Annotated in this window: 20 protein-coding genes; 4 read left to right on the top strand and 16 right to left on the bottom strand. The window is 46.1% G+C overall.

The genetic code is table 11. The features are described from left to right. Positions 1–28 precede the first annotated feature (28 nt). The 16 genes from ftsA to bioB form a co-directional block, all read right to left on the bottom strand. Positions 29–1,258 carry a cell division protein FtsA gene (ftsA, locus tag QMF28_RS00955; RefSeq protein WP_216213451.1) on the bottom strand — a complete coding sequence of 410 codons (1,230 nt, stop codon included), beginning with the start codon at positions 1,256–1,258 and terminating at the stop codon, positions 29–31. Between the two features lie 9 nt (positions 1,259–1,267). Then, positions 1,268–2,125, bottom strand: a complete 858-nt coding sequence (locus tag QMF28_RS00950) for a cell division protein FtsQ/DivIB (protein ID WP_281742695.1) — start codon at positions 2,123–2,125, stop codon at positions 1,268–1,270. Next, positions 2,122–3,135, bottom strand: coding sequence for a D-alanine--D-alanine ligase (locus tag QMF28_RS00945; RefSeq protein WP_281742694.1), 1,014 nt, complete (start codon positions 3,133–3,135; stop codon positions 2,122–2,124). Before QMF28_RS00945 ends, QMF28_RS00950 begins: the two co-directional genes overlap by 4 nt. Further along, positions 3,128–4,564, bottom strand: coding sequence for a UDP-N-acetylmuramate--L-alanine ligase (murC, locus tag QMF28_RS00940; RefSeq protein WP_281742692.1), 1,437 nt, complete (start codon positions 4,562–4,564; stop codon positions 3,128–3,130). Before murC ends, QMF28_RS00945 begins: the two co-directional genes overlap by 8 nt. Continuing rightward, complete coding sequence (murG, locus tag QMF28_RS00935) at positions 4,561–5,634, bottom strand: undecaprenyldiphospho-muramoylpentapeptide beta-N-acetylglucosaminyltransferase (RefSeq protein WP_281742690.1); 1,074 nt, start codon at positions 5,632–5,634, stop codon at positions 4,561–4,563. The genes murC and murG overlap by 4 nt, the downstream gene beginning before the upstream one ends. Next, the gene (gene ftsW, locus QMF28_RS00930; RefSeq protein WP_068320291.1) at positions 5,631–6,902 is read right to left on the bottom strand and encodes a putative lipid II flippase FtsW; all 1,272 of its coding nucleotides are present in this window, start codon (positions 6,900–6,902) and stop codon (positions 5,631–5,633) included. The genes murG and ftsW overlap by 4 nt, the downstream gene beginning before the upstream one ends. Continuing rightward, complete coding sequence (murD, locus tag QMF28_RS00925) at positions 6,899–8,482, bottom strand: UDP-N-acetylmuramoyl-L-alanine--D-glutamate ligase (protein ID WP_281743578.1); 1,584 nt, start codon at positions 8,480–8,482, stop codon at positions 6,899–6,901. Before murD ends, ftsW begins: the two co-directional genes overlap by 4 nt. Before the next feature lie 52 nt (positions 8,483–8,534). Then, on the bottom strand, positions 8,535–9,704 hold the full coding sequence (gene mraY / locus QMF28_RS00920; RefSeq protein WP_281742689.1) for a phospho-N-acetylmuramoyl-pentapeptide-transferase: 1,170 nt from the start codon (positions 9,702–9,704) through the stop codon (positions 8,535–8,537). After that, positions 9,695–11,143, bottom strand: a complete 1,449-nt coding sequence (locus QMF28_RS00915; RefSeq protein WP_281742688.1) for a UDP-N-acetylmuramoyl-tripeptide--D-alanyl-D-alanine ligase — start codon at positions 11,141–11,143, stop codon at positions 9,695–9,697. The genes mraY and QMF28_RS00915 overlap by 10 nt, the downstream gene beginning before the upstream one ends. Continuing rightward, entirely contained in the window at positions 11,143–12,693 is a 1,551-nt protein-coding gene (locus QMF28_RS00910) for a UDP-N-acetylmuramoyl-L-alanyl-D-glutamate--2,6-diaminopimelate ligase (RefSeq protein WP_425594898.1), read from the bottom strand. The genes QMF28_RS00915 and QMF28_RS00910 overlap by 1 nt, the downstream gene beginning before the upstream one ends. Continuing rightward, entirely contained in the window at positions 12,690–14,462 is a 1,773-nt protein-coding gene (locus tag QMF28_RS00905) for a peptidoglycan D,D-transpeptidase FtsI family protein (RefSeq protein ID WP_068320285.1), read from the bottom strand. Before QMF28_RS00905 ends, QMF28_RS00910 begins: the two co-directional genes overlap by 4 nt. Beyond that, a complete protein-coding gene (ftsL, locus tag QMF28_RS00900; protein ID WP_068320283.1) occupies positions 14,459–14,725 on the bottom strand; it encodes a cell division protein FtsL in 267 nt (88 codons plus the stop codon). The genes QMF28_RS00905 and ftsL overlap by 4 nt, the downstream gene beginning before the upstream one ends. Next, positions 14,722–15,672 (bottom strand): 16S rRNA (cytosine(1402)-N(4))-methyltransferase RsmH, encoded by a 951-nt coding sequence (rsmH, locus tag QMF28_RS00895; RefSeq protein WP_281742686.1) that lies wholly within the window; start codon positions 15,670–15,672, stop codon positions 14,722–14,724. Before rsmH ends, ftsL begins: the two co-directional genes overlap by 4 nt. 12 nt (positions 15,673–15,684) lie before the next feature. Then, a complete protein-coding gene (gene mraZ / locus QMF28_RS00890; protein WP_281743577.1) occupies positions 15,685–16,113 on the bottom strand; it encodes a division/cell wall cluster transcriptional repressor MraZ in 429 nt (142 codons plus the stop codon). Between the two features lie 302 nt (positions 16,114–16,415). After that, on the bottom strand, positions 16,416–17,045 hold the full coding sequence (gene coq7 / locus QMF28_RS00885) for a 2-polyprenyl-3-methyl-6-methoxy-1,4-benzoquinone monooxygenase (RefSeq protein WP_281742685.1): 630 nt from the start codon (positions 17,043–17,045) through the stop codon (positions 16,416–16,418). Between the two features lie 12 nt (positions 17,046–17,057). After that, positions 17,058–18,107 (bottom strand): biotin synthase BioB, encoded by a 1,050-nt coding sequence (bioB, locus tag QMF28_RS00880; protein WP_281742684.1) that lies wholly within the window; start codon positions 18,105–18,107, stop codon positions 17,058–17,060. Between the two features lie 89 nt (positions 18,108–18,196). On the opposite strand from bioB, the gene bioA reads away from it, so the two are divergent. The 4 genes from bioA to QMF28_RS00860 are packed head-to-tail and all read left to right on the top strand — an operon-like array spanning position 18,197 to position 22,743. Next, entirely contained in the window at positions 18,197–19,543 is a 1,347-nt protein-coding gene (gene bioA, locus QMF28_RS00875) for an adenosylmethionine--8-amino-7-oxononanoate transaminase (RefSeq protein ID WP_281742683.1), read from the top strand. Next, complete coding sequence (bioF, locus tag QMF28_RS00870; protein WP_281742682.1) at positions 19,540–20,778, top strand: 8-amino-7-oxononanoate synthase; 1,239 nt, start codon at positions 19,540–19,542, stop codon at positions 20,776–20,778. Before bioA ends, bioF begins: the two co-directional genes overlap by 4 nt. Further along, positions 20,771–21,490: a dethiobiotin synthase gene (gene bioD, locus QMF28_RS00865; RefSeq protein WP_281742681.1), complete on the top strand. Its 720-nt coding sequence runs from the start codon at positions 20,771–20,773 to the stop codon at positions 21,488–21,490. The genes bioF and bioD overlap by 8 nt, the downstream gene beginning before the upstream one ends. A 56-nt stretch (positions 21,491–21,546) precedes the next feature. Further along, positions 21,547–22,743: a M20 aminoacylase family protein gene (locus QMF28_RS00860; protein ID WP_281742680.1), complete on the top strand. Its 1,197-nt coding sequence runs from the start codon at positions 21,547–21,549 to the stop codon at positions 22,741–22,743. Positions 22,744–22,748 lie beyond the last annotated feature (5 nt).

Raw genomic sequence — 22,748 nt, 5'->3', positions numbered from 1 at the left:
GTACTACATTGACGACGACGAAAAAAACTTAAAAATTTCCTGCGAACCATTCCTTCATGCGCGAGATAACTCCTTGCAACGCGCCTGATTGAGAAACACGACGGCCGCGCAATAACTGCGCTTGACCTTCCATCAGCAAACCAATGCTGGTGGCATATCTGGGACTACGCAAAACTTCATGTAAATGGCCGCGGTACTCAGGCGTACCGATTCGGGCTGGTCTTAAAAAGACTTGCTCAGCCAACTCCACCATGCCAGGCATGAGCGCAGTGCCACCTGTTAAAACAATTCCAGAAGAAACCATGTCTTCGTAACCGGAGTCGCGAACTACACCTCGCACGAGCGTAAATAACTCTTCCACACGTGGCTCAATCACTGCCGCCAATGCTTGCTTAGACATCGGACGTGGCTCACGATCGCCCACACCAGGAACATCAATCATCGCAGTAGGATCTGCCATGTCTTGACGAGCAATGCCATGTGCAATCTTCAAATCTTCCGCATCAATTGTTGGTGTACGCAAAGCCATCGCAATGTCATTGGTAATTTGATCGCCCGCAATTGGAATTACTGCGGTATGACGAATAGAACCTTGGCAGTAAATTGCAATATCAGTAGTTCCACCACCGATATCCACCAACACCACACCCAACTCTTTTTCATCCTCAGTAAGCACCGCCAAACTTGAGGCCAAAGGTTGCAAAATCAAATCGTTTACTTCAAGCCCACAGCGACGTACGCACTTGACAATGTTTTGAGCCGCACTTACAGCGCCAGTAACAATGTGCACCTTCACCTCTAAGCGAAGACCGCTCATGCCAATCGGCTCGCGCACATCTTCCTGTCCATCAATAATGAATTCCTGAACAAGGATGTGCAAAATCTGCTGATCAGTTGGAATGTTGATAGCCTTGGCAGTCTCGAGCACGCGCTCCACATCACCAGCGCCAACTTCTTTGTCGCGTATTGCCACCATGCCGCTCGAGTTAAAACTCACAATATGGTTACCAGCAATGCCCGTAAATACCTGGACGATCTGACGATCCGCCATCACCTCGGCTTCTTCAAGCGCCTTTTGAATCGATTGAACTGTCGCCTCAATATTGACTACAACGCCCTTCTTCAAGCCCTTAGATGCGGTTTGGCCAACGCCAACTACATTGAATTGACCATCAGGAGCTAATTCAGCAACCAAGGCAACAACCTTGGATGTACCAATATCTAACCCAACCAACACATCACGATTGTCTTTACTCATTGCCATTCCTCATTGCTTCAGCTCGCTTTTTTTGCCATCTACATCATTCTTCTTCAAACTTGCAGAGGCAAGATGAACCGCAAAACCATTTGCATATCGCAAATCAATTGCATCAATTCGATTTGCCCACTTCTCTTGTACTTGGGGCCAATATTTAAATAATCTCGCAACACGCTCTTCAGTTAAATTTTTATCGGAGCTTTCTTCATCACGTCCAAACTCGACTCTCATACCATTTGACAGTCTGACGTTCCATGCGTAGCGCTCCGTTAAGGCAAGACTAGTTACTTCTGCACCCCAAGGCTTAAACCAGCTATTTGCTTTTTCATAAAGGCTCATCACTTCCTTGCCTGAATCTGCGGGGCCAGAGAAGTCAACCAGATGGATGTCGTCACCTACCTCAGAGACTCGTCCAGCAAATAACTCCCCATGAGTGTTCATTAACGTGTGACTCTCAGCACCACCCCATGTACCGAATGGTTTCTGCTCTTCAATGCTGACGACCAATCCATTAGGCCAGACACGGCGTACATTGGCATGTCGAACCCAAGGCATGCTCTCAAAGCCTCGCTTTACATCCTCTAGACGAACACTAAAGAAATTACCCTGTACCGTTTCTAGGACCTGCTGCCTCACGATAGGCTTCTTAATATGTTTGAGCGTTTGTCCTGCAACTGGCTCAATTTGTATTTGCTTCAATGCAAATACTGGACGCTGACTAAGCCAAACCAAAATACCAATTAATAGCATCACTATGAAGCAACGTATCAAGAAACTACTTAGCTTCTCCATGCGATCTGAGTGATTCCAAAGTGGAGCCACCAACATAGAGAAAATTTCACCGAAGCGGTCCATGAAGTTACTCATGCATGAGCACCCTCTTTTTGTGGCAGTGTTTGGCCCAATAACCAAAGCACCAAATCTGCATACTCAATACCTGCGGCCTTAGCGGCCATTGGCACCAATGAATGAGAAGTCATGCCTGGAGAAGTATTCATTTCCAGTAAATAAGGTTTGCCAGTTTTTTGCTCCAACATCACATCCGCACGACCCCAAGTCCGGCAACCCAAGGCTTTGTATGCTGCCAAGGCTAATTCCTGAACGGCAGCATTCACCTCTGGCGCAAGCCCTGTTGGGCATAGGTACTGAGTTTCATCAGAGAAATACTTATTATGAAAATCGTAATTTGCTTGCGGAGGAATAATTTTGATCACCGGCAATGCTTCGGCAGTTTTACCGTAACCAACCAGTGGGCAAGTTAATTCGTCGCCGATGATGCAGGTCTCTGCAATCACTTTTTTATCTAAACCAGCGGCGAGTTTGTAAGCGGCCGGCAGCTCATCAACTGATTTCACCTTAGTAAGCCCCAAGGAAGATCCCTCATGCGCAGGCTTCACAATTAATGGCAAACCTAGGTGCTGAACTACAGCATTCCAATCACTTGTTGCGGTCAACTCTTCATACTCAGGAGTCGCCAGTCCATTACTAATCCAGACTTGCTTGGTGACAATCTTGTCGATCGCCAAAGCGGATGCTAAAACTCCGCTACCGGTATAAGGCAAGCCTAATAAGTCAAGCAGGCCCTGAATCGTGCCGTCCTCACCAAAGCGACCGTGCAGCGAAATGAAAATACGATCAAATTTTTCTTTAGGTAGTTCAGTAGGGCAACGCAAACCGGTATCAAAGGCGTGGGCATCCACACCTTTAGAACGCAAGGCTCCCAGCACACCACTGCCTGACATAAGAGAAATTTCTCTCTCGCCAGATTTACCGCCAAGCAATACGCCGACACGACCGAATGACTTAACGTCCATACTAGCTAAGCTAGCCTTAACGCGATCGCCCCAAGAGCTCAAGTTAGTACCTACTTTAGACATGCTTTGCCTCCGCTAACGTATGCGGCAAAGCAGAAATTGATCCTGCACCCATCGTAATTAATACATCTCCATCTTTTAAAACTTGACTCAATTTTTCTGGCATCTCTGCAATATTTGCGGCGTAAGCAACTGCAGCTGAATTTAATAAGGCTTTTGAATTCTTATCCTCAGCTATTGCGGCCTTCATCAAACTCTTACCATCTGCCCCTGGAATTTTTGCCTCACCAGCTGGATAGACATCAGTCAATACCAACGCATCAAAGCTTTTAAGGACTTGTACAAATTCACCAAAACAATCACGCGTTCTAGTAAAGCGATGTGGCTGGAACGCCAGAACTAAACGACGATCTGGATAGGCGCCGCGTGCGGCAGCCAAAGTGGCCGCCATCTCTACCGGATGGTGTCCATAATCATCAATCAAAGTAAAGCTGCCACCTGATGCCAGCGGAATTTCTCCATAACGCTGGAAGCGACGACCAACCCCGCTAAACTCAGAGAGTGCTTTTGTGATTGCTTCATCGCCCACACCCAGCTCTGTAGCGATACCAATTGCAGCCAAGGCATTACGCACGTTGTGTAATCCAGGCAAGTTCAGCGTGACATTGAGTGGACCAGGCTTATTGCCATGTCTGCGTACCGTGCGACGATCAACTGTGAAATGCATCTGTGTGCCATCTGCGCGCACATTACTTGCACGGATATCGGCATCCTCAGATAAGCCATAGCGTAATACTGGTTGGGATACAAATGGAATAATGTCGCGCACATTTGCATCATCAATACAAAGTACTGCCACACCATAAAACGGCATACGCTGAATAAACTGCACAAATGCTTGCTTTAAGCGAGCCATATCGTGCTGATAGGTATCCATATGATCTGCATCGATATTGGTGACGACTTCCATTGCTGGAAATAATTGCAAGAAAGAAGCATCGGATTCATCGGCCTCAACAACGATGAAGTCACCACGCCCTAAACGCGCATTGGCGTTTGCAGAATTGAGTTTCCCGCCAATCACGAATGTGGGATCTAGTCCGCCTTCAGCCAAAACTGATGCGACCAAACTAGTAGTCGTTGTTTTTCCATGGGTACCAGCAATCGCAATGCCCTGCTTTAGGCGCATTAACTCACCCAACATCACAGCGCGCTGAATAACTGGGATTTTTGCTGCTCGTGCAGCTAAGACTTCGGGATTATTGCCAGCGACTGCTGTTGAAATGACTACTGCCTCAGCAGTGCCAATATTTTTAGGATCATGGCCGATATAAATCACGGCGCCCAACTCTTTCAGGCGCTTAGTAACAGCGCCCTCCGCAAGATCTGATCCTGAAACCTGATATCCCAAGTTCAAAAGCACCTCAGCAATGCCGCTCATACCAGCGCCACCGATACCGATGAAGTGAATTTGCTGAACGATATGCTTCATTTGCCTACTCCTGCACAGTCTGCACACACTTCAGCCACTCGCTGCGTCGCATGTGGTTTAGCCAAGGCATGCGCTCTCAGCGCCATTTCTTTTAATTCTTTGCGATTCAGATTTTGAATCATCATTGCTAAATCTTGCGGATTGAGTAAGGGCTGCGGCAATAAAACTGCTGCGTCTGCACTAGATAAAAACTGTGCATTAGCGGTTTGATGATCATCAATCGCAAATGGGAAAGGAATAAGGCAAGAAGCAACTCCACAAGCAGCTATTTCAGAAACAGTCATCGCACCAGAACGACAAATTACTAAATCTGCCTGTGAATACGCGGCTGGCATGTCGTCAATAAATGGACGAATATCTGCCGCGACACCCAGATCGGCATAACGCTTTTCTAGGTCTGCCAAATGCTTATCGCCGGCTTGATGAATAACCTTAGGACGAGACCCCAATGGAATCAACGCCAAAGCAGCTGGAATATTTTCATTTAAGGCTGCAGCTCCCAAGCTACCGCCAACAACCAAAATAGATAAAGGTCCTTGGCGCTCCTCATAACGCTCTGCTGGCGCGAGCATATGGTCAAATTCTTCACGAATCGGATTACCAACCCATTCTGCATTTGGCATCGTATTGGGAAATCCAGTCAAAGTTCGCATGGCGATTTTGCTTAGCGCAATATTGGCGCTACCAGCAACTGAATTTGCTTCATGCAAAACCAATGGTCGCTTCAATAATTTACTGACTAAGCCGCCTGGGAAAGTAATGTAGCCACCCATACCTAAAACAACGTTCGGCTTGACGCGACGCATGATTTTCCAACTCTGAATGCATGCACGCATCAAATTAATTGGCAACATGAGTTTGGTCTTTAAACCCTTCCCACGCAAGCCACCAAAATCAACTGCCTCAAATGGAAAGTCACAAGACTTCACGAGGCGATATTCCATGCCCGCTTGATTACCTAACCAAGAGACATTCCAGCCGCAAATCCGCAGATATTCAGCGACAGCTAGGCCTGGGAAAATATGCCCACCAGTACCACCAGCCATCACAAGAATTGAGGGTTTTGTCAAAGCTTCCCTCCACGCATCAGAATGCGATTTTCAAAATCAATGCGCAATAGCATTGCCATCGCAACAGCATTCATCAAAATACCAGAACCACCATAACTCACCAATGGCAAAGTCAAACCTTTAGTTGGTAACAGCCCAAGGTTCACACCCATATTAATAAAGGCCTGCCAACCAATCCAAATAGCTACACCCTTAGCAGCAAGTCCTGCAAAGCTACGATCTAATTGCAATGCGGTGCGTCCGATTAAGAATGCGCGACGTACGATCCAGTAGAACAAGAAGATCATCACGACGACACCAACAAAACCAAGCTCTTCACCAATCACTGCCATGATGAAATCGGTGTGGGCTTCAGGCAAGTAATGTAATTTTTCTACGCTACCGCCAAGGCCTGTACCAAACCATTCGCCACGCCCAAATGCCATGAGTGAATGGGTTAATTGATATCCCTTATTGGCTGCGTTATCTACTTGCCATGGATCCATAAATGCCAACATACGTCCACGACGGAATGGTGAGAGCGCAATCATCGTTGCACCGCTCATCAAACCAACCGCAATCAAACCACCGAACAATTTAGCGTTGATACCACCCAAAAAGAGAATGCCAAATGCAATCAATGCAACCACAACGAATGCACCCATATCCGGCTCAGCCATCAGCAAGCCACCAACCAAGGCAACCGCAATACCCATGGGTAACATACCCTTCACAAAGGAATGGAGATATTCTTGGCGTTGCACTGTATAGCTTGCCGCAAAGATCACTGCAGCAAATTTCATTAGCTCGGAAGGCTGAAAGTTCATCAAGCCAAGGGGAATCCAACGCTTAGCTCCATTCACGCCTTTGCCGACACCAGGGATGAGTACCGCGATAAGTAGTAAAACGGTAAATCCAAAAATGACTGGTGAATAACGATCCCATACCTTTGTAGGAATCTTGAAAGCCCAAATCCCCACTCCAATAGCAATCGCCAAAGAAATCATGTGGCGGATCAAAAAAAAGTTGCTACTGTAGTTTGCATACTTAGGTCCATCAGCCAAAGTAATAGAGGCTGAATACACCATCACTAGACCAATCAACATGAGGGACAAAATTGCCCAAACAAGCAACTGGTCATACTCCATCATGCGTGAACGAGTTTGTTCTACGCCAGATACCGCATCTCGCAAGCCAGTACGGAAGTTATCGATTCCGCCTCTAGAAAAATTCCAGAAACGATTTAATCCAAGACGGTTTTCAGGAAAGAATTTCTCTTTTAAGTTCATGCCTGGACCCCTTCAAAGCGCATTCCCAACTCTTCGACTTCTGCAGCAAATACTTGAGCGCGTTCTTTATAGTCACGGAACTGATCTAAGCTAGCGCAAGCTGGAGATAACAACACTATGTCACCAGATATTGCCTGCGCAGCTGCAGTCTGAACTGCAGTCACTAAGTCACCACAATTAGTGACAGGTATTCCAGCGCCTAATGATTCGCCAATGGCAACACCATCTTTGCCAATCACGAAGGCGCCCTTTACAAAACGCAAAGCTGGTTCACGAAGTGGGCTGAAATCTTGCCCCTTACCATCTCCACCAGCAATTAACCAAATGCGTTTTCCTAATTCGTTATTACCCAAACCATTTAATGCGGCAACAGTAGCACCCACATTAGTGCCTTTACTATCGTCCACATACTCAACGTCTTTAACAATCGCAATGCTTTGTACTCGATGAGGCTCGCCATGGTAATCACGCAAACCATGCAATAACAAGTTCATTGGCAAATTGGCAGCGCGTGCTAACGCAAGCGCAGCCAAGGCATTTAAGGCGTTGTGACGACCACGAATTCTTAATGCATCAGCTGGAATGAGGCGCTTCAATCGTAATGGCTCATCATCCTCAACAACCGCAGACTTGCGACGACGCTTAGGCTTAGGCTCTACATCCTCATCTACTTCAGCCCATACTAGCCAATCTATACCTCCAGCACGCAAGTCATGCTCAATACCAAATGCGCCTTGCTCATCTGGACGATTAGAGCCAAAAGTCACAATAGACTTCTCTGTTTTCTGCTCTTCAGAAAGCAAGCCCATTACAAGAGAGTCGTCACGATTCAGGATGCACACTGTATCGGCGCCAAATATTCTAGACTTAGCGTCTGCATAAGCCTGCATATCCCCATGCCAATCCAAATGGTCTTGGGTAATATTCAACACAGTTGCTGCAGTTACATTTAAGGTGTGGGTATAAACCAGCTGGAAACTGGATAACTCCAACACCCAAACATCAGGCATGTCGACAATTTGATCTGCCAAGTCCAAGCAGCTCATTAATTTTTCCAAAGCGGCAGGGCTGATGTTTCCCGCAACAGCAACTTTCTTGCCGGCGCGCTCACAGAGTTGACCCGTTAGTGCAGTAGTCGTTGTTTTGCCATTGGTACCAGTGACCGCCAATATCGCAGCCTCATAGCTAGACTCTTGTGCCTGAGCCATGCGACCTAAAGCAGAAATTGCACGAGCAAAAAATTCAATTTCGCTCCACACGTCGATTTCAGCTTCCTCAGCTTTTACCAAGAATGAATAAATTGGGTCTTGCACCGGAGAAAGCCCTGGGCTGATACCAATCACATCAATCCCTTTGAGTAAGTCATCACTCAAAGGTCCAAAACAAGTATCTTTTAGACCCGCAATGTGAAGCTCTTGCAACCAAGCATTCTGACGCTCACTTAATAATGATTGCTCACGGGTGTCGGCGAGACGCACCTCTGCACCATTACGCAAGCACCACTTAGCCATTGCAACACCAGATTCACCCAAACCTAAAATGAGGAATCGGCTTGGTGCTTGATAGCCTTCATCACTCATGAAAGCTGAATTAGCGAAGGTATTTTCTAAAATCAACATATTTACTTTTGGATCACCGTAACTTCAAGCTAGATAAGCCAATTAAGACTAAGAGAATCGTAATGATCCAGAAGCGCACAACTACTTGTGTTTCTTTCCAGCCACCCAATTCAAAATGATGATGCAATGGCGCCATGCGAAAAATACGACGGCCCTCGCCAAAATGTTTTTTAGTTAACTTGAACCAAAACACTTGCAGCATGACTGAAAGGGTTTCGGCAACAAAAATACCGCCCATCACAAACAACACAATCTCTTGACGAACAATGACTGCAATAGTGCCGAGCGCACCACCTAAAGCTAGCGCACCTACGTCACCCATAAATACTTGAGCTGGATGAGTGTTGTACCAAAGGAAAGCTAATCCTGCGCCGCCCATAGCGCCACAGAAAATCATTAACTCGCCAGCGCCAGGAATATAAGGAAAGAGGAGGTACTTTGCATAAATTGCATTACCCATTACATAGGCAAAAGCACCTAATGCAGCACCCACCAGAATGACTGGCATGATGACCAAACCATCAAGGCCATCAGTTAAGTTGACTGCGTTACTACTACCAACAATTACCAAGTAACTCAAAATAATGAAACCCATAATTCCTAATGGGTAGCTCACTTCCTTCATAAACGGTAATAACAAGTCGGTTTTTGCTGGCAGGTCTAAAGCGAAACCGCTTCTGAGCCACTCATAGAATAATTGCAGCACTTTGAGGTTATTGACCTCGGAAACAGAAAACGCAAGGTAGATTGCAGCAAACAAACCAATCAAAGTTTGCCAAAGGAATTTCTCTTTAGAGGCCATACCCTTAGGATCTTTGTAGACCACTTTACGGTAATCATCCACCCAACCTACCAAGCCAAAGCCAAAGGTAACAATCATCACAATCCAAATAAAGCGATTGCTAAGATCCGCCCACAGCATGCATGAAATAAAGATGCCAATCAAAATTAAGACGCCACCCATTGTCGGAGTGCCAGATTTCACTAAATGCGTTTGCGGCCCATCTGTTCTTACTGCCTGACCCATCTTTAAAGCGGTAAGTTTGCGAATAACCCAAGGTCCGGCAGCCAAACCAATTAACAATGCAGTCACCGTTGCCATCACCGCCCTAAAAGTGATGTAGTTAAACACTCGGAAAAATCCGTAATCATCCTGCAACCATTGCGCCAACATTAAGAGCATGTTTTAGCCTCCTCTAACAAGGCCTGCACTACACGCTCCATGCGCATAAACCGTGAACCTTTAACCAAAATATTTAAATGCTGATTGCTGCCGCTGGACTGGGTATGAAGCGCATCTCTTAATTGCGCAATCAGACTGTCCATATCTGAAAAATGTTTTGCCCGAGCTGAAGTTGCAACACCTTTACCAGCCTCATTAAATCCTTGGAGTGCGAATTGGCATTGCTCACCTAAGGCAAAAAGCTTGGCAACCCCTTGTTCAGCAGCATAAGCGCCAACTTCCCGATGAAACTCTGGACCTTGATTACCAACTTCACCCATATCACCCAAAATCAACCAAGATAAATTTCCTGATTGTTTTAAAGCGTCAATAGCCGCTCTTACAGAATCAGGATTAGCGTTATAGCTATCATCAATGAGGGTTCGATTTGAATCGATCGCCTTAGCTTGCATACGTCCATTGACCGGCGAGAAAGATTCGAGACCCTGCTTAATTTTTTCAAGACCTACACCAGCAGCAATTCCTACCGCACTTGCTGCTAGGGCATTGCGAACATTATGGCTACCCAAAGTATTTAACTGAACCTCGATGCTGCCTTGTTCAGTTTTAATCTGCACTAACCCATTGCTTAATAGGGTCCCAGTAACTGCAGCCGATGCCTTAGTCTGTGCAGATGACAAAACAAAATCAATGACCTTGCGACCTCCAGCGGCCTGGCGCCAAACATTTGCAAATTCAGAATCTGCTGGGAATACAGCGATGCCATCACTTGGTAAAGCGCGAATTGCATCAGAGTGTTCTTCAGCTACAGCAGCCACTGTTGCCATAAACTCTTGATGCTCACGCTGGGCGTTATTAATTAATGCGATATTGGCTTGAGCAATAGCAGCCAACTGTGCCGTCTCACCCGGATGATTCATGCCAAGCTCAACAACTGCTAGACGATCCGTCGAGCGTAACTTTAATAGGGTTAATGGCAAACCAATATCGTTGTTCAAATTACCTTTGGTCACCAGGGTATGTTGCTCACCAACGGCAGCCTTGAAAATAGAAGCAATCATTTCCTTAACGGTGGTCTTACCATTGCTACCAGTAACCAAAGCTAAAGGAATGGGGTGATTAGCGCGCCATGCTTTGGCTAAATTTCCTAAACCAACGCGTGTATTCGAAACGCAAATTGCTGGCAAGTCGGTCGGGCATTTATCTTTACTACTAATTAGCGCAGCACCTGCTCCAGCTTTAGCAACATCAGATAAGAAGTCATGAGCGTCAAAACGCTCGCCAACCAAAGCCACAAATAATTCATTGCGCTCTATCTGACGACTATCAGTACCCACTCGAGCAACAACTAACTCCTGAGCGGCTTCTACAGAGGTATTAATTAGCTTGCTTCCTGGCAGCATGGCCTGTGCTTGAGCAAGCGTTGTCATGATGGACATTAGATTCCACCCCCTGCAGCCAAGCGAATATGTTCCTGGTCAGAGAAATCAAATTTCTTGCCATTAATTTCTTGGGTAGTTTCATGACCCTTACCAGCGACCAAAACAATATCGCGAGCATTCGCATTGCGCACAGCCGCCATAATGGCAGCAGCACGATCGGCAATCATCTGAACATTTGTTGCATCCACTTTTAGACCGCCACGAATCATCTGCATGATGGCTTGCGGATCCTCTGAGCGTGGATTGTCACTAGTAATCAAAATTTGATCGGCATAACGCTCTGCAACAGCGCCCATTAGCGATCGTTTTCCGGCATCTCTATCGCCACCGCAGCCAAATACACACCAAATGTTTCCACCACGCTGATCTGCAATAGGTCTCAAAGCCTGCAAAGTTTTTTCTAAAGCATCTGGCGTATGTGCGTAATCGACAACCGCCAATAAGCTTTCTGTTTTTTGAGGCTTGCCAATCTGAATTAACTCCATACGCCCAAGCACCGGATTTAATTGACTGACTTTATGCGCTGCAAGCTCGCAGCTCATGTCTTGAGTAAGCAATACCGTCCATACTGCAAGCGCATTACTTAAATTAAATTCACCCAATAACGGGATGTGCAATTGAGCACTTCCCGCATTGTCATAAACAAAAGTGGAATCGTAGCCTGCACCACTCAACGCAGTCTCTTTTGCATAAATACGGTGTAATCGGTCACCAAATTTTTCAAAACCTTTAAATATTGCTGGCGACAAGGCGTACGCCCAAACTTTCAAATCATTTTTAGCCAACAGATTCATAGCTAACTCACGACCAAATGCGTCATCCAAATTAATGACCGCATGCTTAAGTCCAGACTGCTGAAATAACTTCGCTTTCGCCTCGGCGTACTCTTCCATACTGCCGTGGTAATCCAAATGATCTTGCGTGAGATTGGTGAAGACCGCGCAATTTAAGTCAGTTCCGGCGATTCGATATTGATCTAATGCGTGTGAAGATACTTCCATGGCTACTTGCTTTGCACCTGCGCTGAGCAACTCTGCTAGCTGAGTTTGTAACTTTGGAGCATCTGGAGTTGTATATCCAGTTTGAACTAAAGCACCTGGAAATCCAGTTCCTAAAGTGCCTAAAACCGCAGTACGATGATTGCTGGCATCTAAAGCCTGAGCAAGCCACTGAGTAATACTTGTTTTTCCATTGGTACCAGTAACGCCAATAATGCTCAATTCTTTGCTGGGGTTTCCGTACCACTGAGAGCACAACTGGCCTGCCTCTGCAGCAAGATTTTCAACTGCGAAGCATTGTGGGTGATCTATAAATTGATTGTCCATACCCGTAGGATCAAACACCACAGCTGCTGCTCCATTTTCTAAGGCAGCATGAATAAATTGACGTCCATCGCGCAATGCATTGCCATGACCTACCGGATAGGCAAAAAAGATATCGCCAGACTGAATCTGGCGACTATCCGCACACACTTTTGCGGAGGAATTCGCTAGTGTGTGTAAGTGGTCAATCAAGTGATTGGTGTCTATTTTCAAGTCCACCCTCATCGTTTCAAAACCACATGTTGAGCTTGTGCATTTGCAGACTGAATCTCGTGTGGACTCTTGTCTTGCAGCACCATCTGCTTCACTTTATTATCTGGCAATACATTTAAGGTATGCAGTGTTTCACTCACAATGGTTGAGAAAACTGGTGCCGCGACATCACCACCGTAGTGACTTCCACCTGTAGGCTCATCAATCATGACTGCAACCACAATGCGTGGAGCGCTAATGGGAGCGAGACCAGCAAAGTAGGCGCGGTATTTATTGCCATAGCCTTTGCCAACTAACTTATGTGCTGTTCCAGTCTTGCCACCCACACGGAAACCCTCAGCCTGAGCCTTGATAGCGGTGCCTCCAGGCTCAGTAACAGACTCCATCATGGCGCGCATTTCTATTGCAGTTTTTGGAGAAAGAACTTTTGTGCCTGGTTTAAATTCTGGGCTACGCTCAATTGTCAGGGGAACCAATTCACCATCACGGGCAAAAACTGTATAAGCACGAGCTACCTGAAATAGCGAAGCAGAAATACCGTAACCGAATGCAATACGCGCTTGATCGGTAGGCATCCACTTTTTAAATGGGTGAACTGTTCCAGCTACAGCACCAGGGAAACCAATTTTTGGCGCTTGGCCAAATCCAACTGCCGTATAGAAATCCCACATCTCTTCAGCAGAAAGACTATTCATTGCAATCTTTGCCGTTCCAATGTTGCTGGACTTTTGAATAATTTGTGAGACCGTTAAATTGCCATAAGGATGCGTATCGGTAATTGGCTTTGGTCCAATTAAATATTTAGCGCCAATTACCATATTGGTATCAGGCTTGACCGCGCCTTTTTCTAATGCAATTGCAATCGTTAACGGCTTCATGGTTGAGCCAGGCTCAAAGGTGTCCGTTAAGACGCGATTACGTAATTGTTCGCCAGTTAATACCCTTCGATCATTCGGGTTGTAACTTGGATAGTTTGCCAAAGCCAAAATCTCGCCTGTTTGTGTATCAAGCACTACGGCGCCACCTGCTTTAGCGTGATGCTTTTCAACTGCATCTTTCACAGCGTTATAGGCCAGGAACTGAATCTTGCTATCAATCGAAAGATTCAAGTCCTTGCCATTTTGTGGCAACTGCAAAATAGCCATTTCATCAACAACGCGCCCAAGACGATCAACCACTACACGTCTCTGCCCTGGGTGTCCGGCAAGATCTTTCTCTCTCGAAAGCTCCATGCCCTCTTGGCCTTTATCGTTTACGTTTGTAAAGCCAACCACGTGCGCCATCGCCTCGCCCTCTGGATAGAAGCGACGATATTCGTTATTTAAACCAATACCCGGAATTTCTAATTGCTTAATTTGCTGTGCAACCGCTGGATCAACTTGGCGTTTTAAGAAGATTTGCTTGCGCTCTTCTTTTAGCTTCTTGCGTAAATCTGATTCGCTCATCTGCAAGAGACTTGCCAGCTTCTGCACCTTATCTGCAGCCAAATCATCAGGCACTGTGTCGTTATAGGCGATAACCGATTTCGCTTCAAGACTAGTCGCAATAACCTGACCATTACGATCCAAAATTTTTCCGCGGCTTGCGGGCAACTCTAATTCACGCTGAGTGCCGCGCACGCCTTTTGCTTCATAGAATGCATTGCCTGGACCCTGAATCCAAAATGCACGTAGCAAAAGCATCATGAAAACAAAGAATAGGAGGAATAGCATTAAACGCGACCGCCACATTGGCAGACGCAACACTAAATTAGGCGTAGTAGAAAAACCAACCGGCCTCATTTAGCCTCCCTCAGATACAAAGTACGTTCAGGAGAAATTGGGGACATGCGTAATTGATTGCGCGCAACATCACGAATACGTGCGGACTTCGAAAGATTGCGTTGCTCATACTCAAGACGTAACCATTCTTGATTTAATTTACGCTCTTCAATCTGCGCCCGTTCCTGCAAAATAAATAACTTACGCGCACGCTGCTGCGCCGCCACTAGAGATAGAGCACAAATTAATAGCAATGCGAGCAAGGTCAATGTCGCGCGATTCATGCAACTGCCCCCATGCGCTTTTCAGCGACACGCATTATTGCTGATCGTGCGCGAGGATTTTCAGATACCTCTGCATCACTAGGCTTAACACGACCAATAATTTCAAGCGCGCTTTGCGGCAAATCTTTTTCGCGCACCGGCAAGCCACGAGGCACCTCTACTTTGGCATGTGCTTGCATGAACTGCTTCACGATGCGATCTTCAAGAGAGTGAAAACTGATTACCGCTAGTCTTGCGCCAGGCTTTAATAATTTCAATGCCGCTTTTAAACCGAGCTCTAAATCTTCTAGCTCGCGATTGATAAAAATTCGCAGGGCTTGAAATGTTCTGGTTGCAGGATCTTGACCCGATTCACGTGTGCGTACAACACTAGCTACAAGACTGGCTAATTCTGTTGTAGTTTTTGGAGACAAGCCTTCTTCACGCTTGGCCACAATGGCTTTAGCGATCTGATATGCAAAGCGTTCTTCTCCGTAAGTCTTAATCACGTGCGTGATTTCCTCCGGTGGTGCTTGCTCCAACCATTCTGCTGCAGTTAAACCATGATCGGTATTCATGCGCATATCGAGTGGACCTTCGCGTCGAAAAGAAAATCCCCGATGTGCTTCGTCCACTTGGGGCGAGCTGATCCCCAAGTCCAACAAAATTCCATCGACTGATTCTGCTTCCGCGTACTGATCCATCTGCGCAAAACTGTCGTGCACAATTTTCAAGCGCGGATCGTTGATTTGCTGCGCTACTGCGATCGCATCCAAATCCTTGTCGAAAGAAATCATTCGTGCTGATGGATTCAATTCTTTGAGCAGCGCTTGAGTATGACCGCCACGCCCAAAGGTTCCATCGATTACCAGAATTTGTTTTGCTGAATTTTGATTTTGAATCAGTGGGCCGCCAACTAGCGCCGTCACCGCCTCGGCCAGTAACACTGGGCGATGAGATATGTTCATAGCACCCTGTCATCAAAAATTAAATTGCTTGAGTGCTTCAGGCATGCCTTGCGCAATCGCCGCCTGTTCTTTTGCAGCGTATGTTGCTGCATCCCACAATTCCAAGTGACTTCCCATACCAAGCAAAATCACTTCTTTTTCTATTCCAGCTGCTGCACGCAATTCTGGACCGACCAATACGCGACCAGCACTATCCAATTCCATTTCCGCTGCGTTACCCAAGAAGATTCGACGCCACCAATGAGCATCCATTGGAAGTTGTGCAACTCTCGCTCTGAAGGTTTCCCACTCAGGCCTTGGGAAGAGAAGTAGGCAGCCGTCGGGGTGTTTTGTGAGCGTGATTCGGCCCTCGCCCTGTACCAACAAGGCGTCACGATGCTTTGCCGGCACAGACATGCGGCCTTTTGCATCTAAATTGAGAGCTGACGCACCTTGAAACACCATTTACCCCACTTTTTCACACTTCCTCCCACTTTAGAGGATCGCACTAAGAGGGTCAAGTGTTTTTAGGAGTTTTTTTAGGAATTTCTCTAGTGTTTACAAACACTTAGCGTCATGTGTTCAGAAAATGGTGTTAGTAAAATAGCTACTTGAAACAATGGCTTGGAAAATATACTTAAGAATAGATCTTAGCTATTGGGCTAGATAATCGCAAAATATACTGTATTTATAAACAGTAATATCAAAAAAATATATCAAAATTAATCGGAAATTAATTTTTAAGAATTAATCGTATTTCAGTTTTAAATTTTGTAAGCAGTAGTAGTCATTACCTTAGACATTGCGTGCATTATTTTCTGAATAGTTTCTGGCAAATTTGCACCGCCTGCATTTTTTGCGGCTTGTCCATGAGCAATTTCATCCATGCGCATTTGATCAACAATTGCACGTGAGCGTTGATCCTCTTTAGGCAATTTTTCGAGATGACTTTCTAAGTGATTCTCAACTTGTTTTTCTGTTTCAGCAACAAATCCTAAACTCCACTTATCGCCCGCTAAGCCTGCTGCCAAGCCGATTGCAAAGGATCCCGCATACCAAAGTGGATTGAGATAGCTGGTATGTGACCCAAGCTCTTGTAGGCGAGTTTCACACCACGCTAGGTGATCCATTTCTTCGCGACCAGAGTGGTCCAGCATCTCTTGAATATCTGAATTTCGTGCGACTAATTTTTGTGATTGATACAACGCTTGCGCACAAACTTCACCAACGTGATTGACACGCATGAGTCCAGCAGCATGTTTTCGTTCGGCAGCATCCAAACCAGAATGATTGGCAAAATCCGACCCTGGGGTGGGTCTTTGAGCATTGGCGCCCCCAACTACCGACCTAAGGGCAGTATCAAATTCCAGAATAAAGCGATCTATCGGAGACATTCGCGACAAAGGTTAAATTAAAACCTCTGCTTTGCTGCTTTGCTTGGTCTTCAGACCCAACTCAGCTAAGAGTGCACGGTCTTGTTCTGCCTCAGGATTACCGGTAGTGAGCAGTTGCTCACCGTAGAAAATCGAGTTAGCACCAGCCAAGAAACACATCGCCTGGACTGCTCTGCCGAGCTCCTGACGACCAGCAGACAGACGCACGCGGGCTTTAGGCATGGTGATCCTAGCAACCGCAATAGTTCGAACAAACTCGAATGGGTCTAATGGCTTTTGATCTGCCAAAGGAGTACCAGCAACTGGCACCAAATGATTAATAGGCACTGATTCTGGATATGGGCTCAGATTGGCTAAGCGCGCCAGAAAGGCAGCGCGCTGTTCCCTGGATTCACCCATTCCTACGATTCCACCGCAGCAAACTGACATACCGGCAGCGCGGACATTGGAAATCGTATCCAAGCGATCCTGATAACCACGAGTGGAGATCACTGAGCGGTAAAAATCTTCGCTGGTATCTAAATTATGGTTATAGAAGTCCAGGCCAGCCTCTTGGAGGGCCTGAGCTTGATCAGCTTCCAACATGCCCAAGGTAGCGCAGGTTTCGAGGCCTAAGGCCTTAACGCCCTTAATCATGGCGGTCACTTTTTCAATATCGCGATCTTTGGGCTCACGCCATGCAGCACCCATACAGAAACGGTTAGAACCGGCTGCTTTAGCTGCTTTAGCAGCCTCTAAAACCTCTTCCAAGCCCATTAACTTCTCGGCCTTAACGTCGGTGTCATAACGCGCTGCTTGCGGGCAATAGCCGCAGTCTTCAGGACAGCCGCCCGTTTTAATTGACAACAAGGTAGCCAATTCCACATCACCCTCAGGGAAATAAGCCTTATGAGTCTCTTGAGCCTTCAACATCAATTCATTGAATGGGAGTGCAAATAAGGCCTCAATTTGAGCCACTGACCACTCTCCAGGCGCCTCAATCTCCGAATTAATACTTTGATGCAATTCAGCCTTCGATTTGAACTGAGTTAAAGGTTTTTCAACGGTTTGAGTGTCCTGCATGGGCAAATTCCAGAAATTAGGTAGATTCAAGGCATAAACATAACAGATACAGGCCTGAAATTGGGAAAACTAGTGGTCAAATATCAAACATGAAGGTTATTTCTGATTTAAATCAAGCCGCACTCGTTGATCGCAGCCTAGCCGCCGTTTGGCACCCCTGCACTCAGATGAAACAGCATGAGTCTTTTCCGCTAGTTGCGATTACCAAAGGCAAAGGTGCTTGGCTCTATGACGAAAATGGAAATGCCCTGCTCGATGCTATTAGTTCTTGGTGGACCAATTTATTTGGCCACTCCAATACACGCATCAATCATGCAATAACTGAGCAGCTAGAAAAAATTGAGCACGTGATGCTCGCAGGATTTACCCATCCTCCAGTAGTCGAATTATCTGAAAAAATTTCAGCACTAACCAAGCATCACTTAGGTCACGTCTTCTATGCATCCGATGGCGCGTCTGCTGTTGAGATTGCACTGAAGATGAGTCATCACTATTGGCAACTCAATGGCAAACCACAAAAGAAAAAGTTTGTTTGTGTAGAGAATGGTTATCACGGAGAAACGTTAGGTGCATTAGCAGTAACTGACGTAGCCATTTTTAGAGAAGCTTATGGGTCACTGCTGCAAGATGTCTACACAGTCACCTCCCCCGATGCACGCAAAGCAAAAGTTGGTGAGACCGCAGATGATGTGGCAAAACACGCAGCCAAACAACTTGAAGAGTTATTTGCAAAAGAGCATCAACAGATAGCTGCGTTTATTGTTGAACCCTTAGTGCAATGCGCCGGACAAATGGCGATGCACTCTCCCGAATATTTGCGCCTAGTCAGAGAACTATGCAATCGCTATGAAGTGCATCTGATTGCAGATGAGATTGCCGTTGGCTGTGGACGGAGCGGTAAGTTCTTCGCCTGTGAACATGCTGGTATCTGGCCAGATTTCTTAACGCTCTCCAAGGGAATTAGTGGCGGTTACTTGCCACTATCTCTATGCCTTACTACCGATCAGATTTACCAAGCGTTTTATGGCGACCAAACGTCGCAAGGGTTTTTACACTCCCACTCATACACAGGCAATCCGTTAGCATGCGCTGCCGCTCTAGCTTGTCTTGAGATTTTTGAATCCGAAAACGTATTAGAAAAAAACATTGAGCGCTCGCAAGATCTAGCAAATGCATTTACATGGGCAAAGTTAGATCCCCGAATTGAGCATTGGCGCCAGCAGGGAATGATTTTGGCATTTGACGTTAAAAACAATTGCCTTAAGAATCCCAAAACTTTTGCAAGAACGATGTTTGCCAATAGCCTGGAAGCAGCTGTATTAATCAGGCCAATTAGTAATACGATTTATGTAATGCCTCCCTATATTCTGTCATCCGAAGAAACGATGCAATTAGGTAAAGCAGTGCAGCTTGCCCTCGAGAAGACATTGGTATGACAAACGCATGTAATGCCCTTCAATTAGCGCAAGAGCAAATTGCAGATTTGGATTTGCAGCTACTCAAGCGAAAACTCAGGTCAACTGAATCTCCATGCGACACCAAAGCTCTGGTGAACGGACGAGAATTAAAGGCTTTCTGCAGCAATGACTATCTAGGCTTAGCAAATCATCCCGATCTCATTCAAGCCCTTGCTGAAGGTGCAGCACAGTATGGCGTTGGTAGTGGCGCCTCTCATCTCATCAGCGGCCACAGCATTGCCCATGAGATTCTTGAAAGTAAGTTGGCAGATTTTCAGAGGCAACATATCCCAGATGCACGTGCACTCTTTTTTAGTACCGGCTACCTTGCAAATCTGACAGCGATTACAGCCCTAGCAAGACTTGCCCCAAATGGATCCACCAACATTTATTCAGCCAAGTTAAATCATGCGTCTTTGATTGATGGTGTTCGCCTAGCAAGTGCGCAAACTAAAGCACGAGTTCACTTATTTGATCATCAAGACATCAATACATTAAGTGAATCACTAAAGGCTGATCAGAGCGCCCTCAAGATAATCGTCACCGATGGCGTCTTTAGCATGGATGGTGACCTTGCCCCTGTTAAGAGATTACTGGAAGTCGCTGAGCAATACGATGCCTTGCTATTGGTGGATGATGCTCATGGCTTTGGGGTTTTAGGTAAGCACGGTCACGGCATATTGGAGCAGGAAAATATCTGCTCAGATCGCATTGTGTATATCGGCACGCTTGGGAAAGCTGCTGGTGTCAGCGGTGCATTTGTTTGTGCACATGCAACCTTGATTGAATGGCTTATCCAAAAAGGTCGCCCCTTCATTTACAGTACTGCTACGCCACCAGCAATAGCACACACACTCTCCAAGAGTTTAGACATCATTGAGGGGAATGAAGGTAGCAGTCGCCGCACCCAACTCAATAAACTCATTCGCATTTGGCAAGATGAAATGCATTTTGCTCAGTGGGAAAAGGTACCCTCTTGTACAGCCATTCAGCCTGTTATTTTGGGCAGTAATGCTAATGCCTTGCTGGCTGCTAAGTTATTAGATGATGCTGGTTACTGGATTCCAGCCATTCGTCCACCGACCGTACCCATTGGTAGTGCACGATTGAGAATTACCTTCTCGGCAAATCATAGTGAAGCGGATTTACGTCAGCTAATCGCCACCTTGAAAACGATTGAGCAGACAGCAATCCAAAAGATATCCCATGAATAAGTCCGCTGGATTCTTTGTTGCAGGAACTGATACCGAAGTTGGGAAAACCTTGGTAAGCGGCGCGCTCATTGTGAAATTGCGCGAGCAACAAATAAATGCCATTGGCTTTAAACCGGTTGTCGCTGGCACCTACAAAGATAAAAGTGGCATAACTCTCAATGAAGACTTAGAAACACTACGCATTGCCTCTGACCTCAGTCATGGTGAATTGAGTTTATGTCCTTATGTGCTGGATAAACCCGCCGCGCCTCACCTAGTAGCAGCGCAGCAGGGTTTAAAGCTTGAGATGAGCGTCATGCATAACGCTTTTCAGAATATTCAAAAGCATGCGGATTGCATTGTGGTTGAGGGAGCTGGCGGCCTGTTAGTACCTTTAAATCAAGATGAAGATTTAGGTGGGTTTGCAAAGAAGATTGATTTGCCAATAATTTTTGTGGTGGGCATGAAATTAGGCTGCCTTAATCACGCCCTGTTAACGTATGAAGTAATCAAAGCGCGCAACTTAAAGATTGCTGGATGGATTGCCAATGCCCTTGAAGAGGAAATGCCTCTTCTACAGGGAAATCTCCAGACCCTGCGAGCTAGGATTGACGCGCCCTTTTTAGGTCTGATTCCGTCGCTGCCAAAAGAGCTACAAAAAACCACTGATAGCCCTTATTCAATTGAGGCTTTGCATTTTGCTGCAAAGCACATTCAATTGCCCAATCAATAATCAGTATTAATTGCCTTCTAAAGGCATATCAAAAGACTTTCGGATAAGATGAAGGGATGCATTTACTTCCAGAAATTACCGAATCCGCAGAAGCTATTCAAGAAATTCGACGCAATATTCATGCACACCCTGAATTGCGTTTCGAAGAGAACCGCACGGCTGATTTAGTCGCTGAGGCACTTTCTAGCTGGGGAATCACTGTTTACCGCGGTATGGGAAAAACTGGAGTAGTAGGTCGCTTAGATGGCGACTTAGGACCCGGCAAGATGATTGGTTTGCGCGCCGATATGGATGCGCTCCCATTGCAAGAGCACAACAATTTTGCGCATGCTTCAAAAAATCCAGGAAAAATGCATGCATGTGGTCATGATGGTCACACTGCCATGCTTCTTGGTGCTGCACAATATCTATCAAATCATCGCGACTTCAAAGGTACAGTGATTTTTATTTTCCAGCCAGCCGAAGAAGGTGGCGCCGGCGCAAATGAAATGATTAAAGATGGGCTTTTCAAAGAGTTCCCATGTGATGCCGTATTTGGATTGCACAACTGGCCTGGATTAGCGGAAGGCCACTTTGGAGTGACGTCTGGCCCCATGATGGCCTCTAGTAATACTTTCGAAATCGCCATTAAAGGAAAAGGTGGTCATGCCGCCCTTCCTCATAACAGTGCAGATCCAGTTTTTGCTGGGGCGCAAGTAGTTCTTGCCTTGCAAAGCATCATTACCCGTAATAAACGTCCTGTAGATGCTGCGGTTTTATCCATTACACAATTTCATGCGGGCGAAACAAGCAATGTCATTCCAGATAGCGCATTCATTGGTGGCACAGTGCGCACATTTACATTGGATGTCTTAGATCTCATTGAGCAACGCCTTCGAGAAATCGCACACAGTGTTGCGAGTGCTTTCGATTGCCAAGCAGAAATCACATTTGCAAGAAACTACCCACCCCTCATTAATCATGCCAATGAAGTGGAATTTGCCACTGAGGTAATGAGCGAATTGGTTGGCAAGCAAAATGTGAATGCCTCAATCGATCCGACGATGGGTGCAGAAGACTTTGCGTTTATGTTGCTGGAAAAGCCAGGTTGCTATGTTTTCCTTGGCAATGGCGATGGTGATCATCGCTCTGTAGGTCATGGCATGGGTCCTTGCCACCTACACAATCCCTCTTACGACTTCAATGATTCCTTGATTCCAGTAGGCGTGAGCTATTGGGTCAAACTAGCTCAACGCTTCCTAGAAAAAAACTAGATTCT

Source organism: Polynucleobacter yangtzensis (genome assembly GCF_027924165.1).
Taxonomy (GTDB): domain Bacteria; phylum Pseudomonadota; class Gammaproteobacteria; order Burkholderiales; family Burkholderiaceae; genus Polynucleobacter; species Polynucleobacter yangtzensis.
The sequence above is the reverse complement of the archived record's forward strand: the minus strand, read 5'-3'. Positions and strand labels throughout refer to the sequence as shown.

What these genes read in the sequence shown, in the direction of transcription:
- ftsA (WP_216213451.1), bottom strand. Translation starts at nt 1,258, where the DNA reads ATGAGTAAAGACAATCGTGATGTGTTGGTTGGGTTAGATATTGGTACA.
- QMF28_RS00950 (WP_281742695.1), bottom strand. Translation starts at nt 2,125, where the DNA reads ATGAGTAACTTCATGGACCGCTTCGGTGAAATTTTCTCTATGTTGGTG.
- QMF28_RS00945 (WP_281742694.1), bottom strand. Translation starts at nt 3,135, where the DNA reads ATGTCTAAAGTAGGTACTAACTTGAGCTCTTGGGGCGATCGCGTTAAG.
- murC (WP_281742692.1), bottom strand. Translation starts at nt 4,564, where the DNA reads ATGAAGCATATCGTTCAGCAAATTCACTTCATCGGTATCGGTGGCGCT.
- ftsW (WP_068320291.1), bottom strand. Translation starts at nt 6,902, where the DNA reads ATGAACTTAAAAGAGAAATTCTTTCCTGAAAACCGTCTTGGATTAAAT.
- murD (WP_281743578.1), bottom strand. Translation starts at nt 8,482, where the DNA reads ATGAGTGATGAAGGCTATCAAGCACCAAGCCGATTCCTCATTTTAGGT.
- mraY (WP_281742689.1), bottom strand. Translation starts at nt 9,704, where the DNA reads ATGCTCTTAATGTTGGCGCAATGGTTGCAGGATGATTACGGATTTTTC.
- QMF28_RS00915 (WP_281742688.1), bottom strand. Translation starts at nt 11,143, where the DNA reads ATGTCCATCATGACAACGCTTGCTCAAGCACAGGCCATGCTGCCAGGA.
- QMF28_RS00910 (WP_425594898.1), bottom strand. Translation starts at nt 12,693, where the DNA reads ATGAGGGTGGACTTGAAAATAGACACCAATCACTTGATTGACCACTTA.
- QMF28_RS00905 (WP_068320285.1), bottom strand. Translation starts at nt 14,462, where the DNA reads ATGAGGCCGGTTGGTTTTTCTACTACGCCTAATTTAGTGTTGCGTCTG.
- ftsL (WP_068320283.1), bottom strand. Translation starts at nt 14,725, where the DNA reads ATGAATCGCGCGACATTGACCTTGCTCGCATTGCTATTAATTTGTGCT.
- rsmH (WP_281742686.1), bottom strand. Translation starts at nt 15,672, where the DNA reads ATGAACATATCTCATCGCCCAGTGTTACTGGCCGAGGCGGTGACGGCG.
- coq7 (WP_281742685.1), bottom strand. Translation starts at nt 17,045, where the DNA reads ATGTCTCCGATAGATCGCTTTATTCTGGAATTTGATACTGCCCTTAGG.
- bioB (WP_281742684.1), bottom strand. Translation starts at nt 18,107, where the DNA reads ATGCAGGACACTCAAACCGTTGAAAAACCTTTAACTCAGTTCAAATCG.
- bioA (WP_281742683.1), top strand. Translation starts at nt 18,197, where the DNA reads ATGAAGGTTATTTCTGATTTAAATCAAGCCGCACTCGTTGATCGCAGC.
- bioF (WP_281742682.1), top strand. Translation starts at nt 19,540, where the DNA reads ATGACAAACGCATGTAATGCCCTTCAATTAGCGCAAGAGCAAATTGCA.
- bioD (WP_281742681.1), top strand. Translation starts at nt 20,771, where the DNA reads ATGAATAAGTCCGCTGGATTCTTTGTTGCAGGAACTGATACCGAAGTT.
- QMF28_RS00860 (WP_281742680.1), top strand. Translation starts at nt 21,547, where the DNA reads ATGCATTTACTTCCAGAAATTACCGAATCCGCAGAAGCTATTCAAGAA.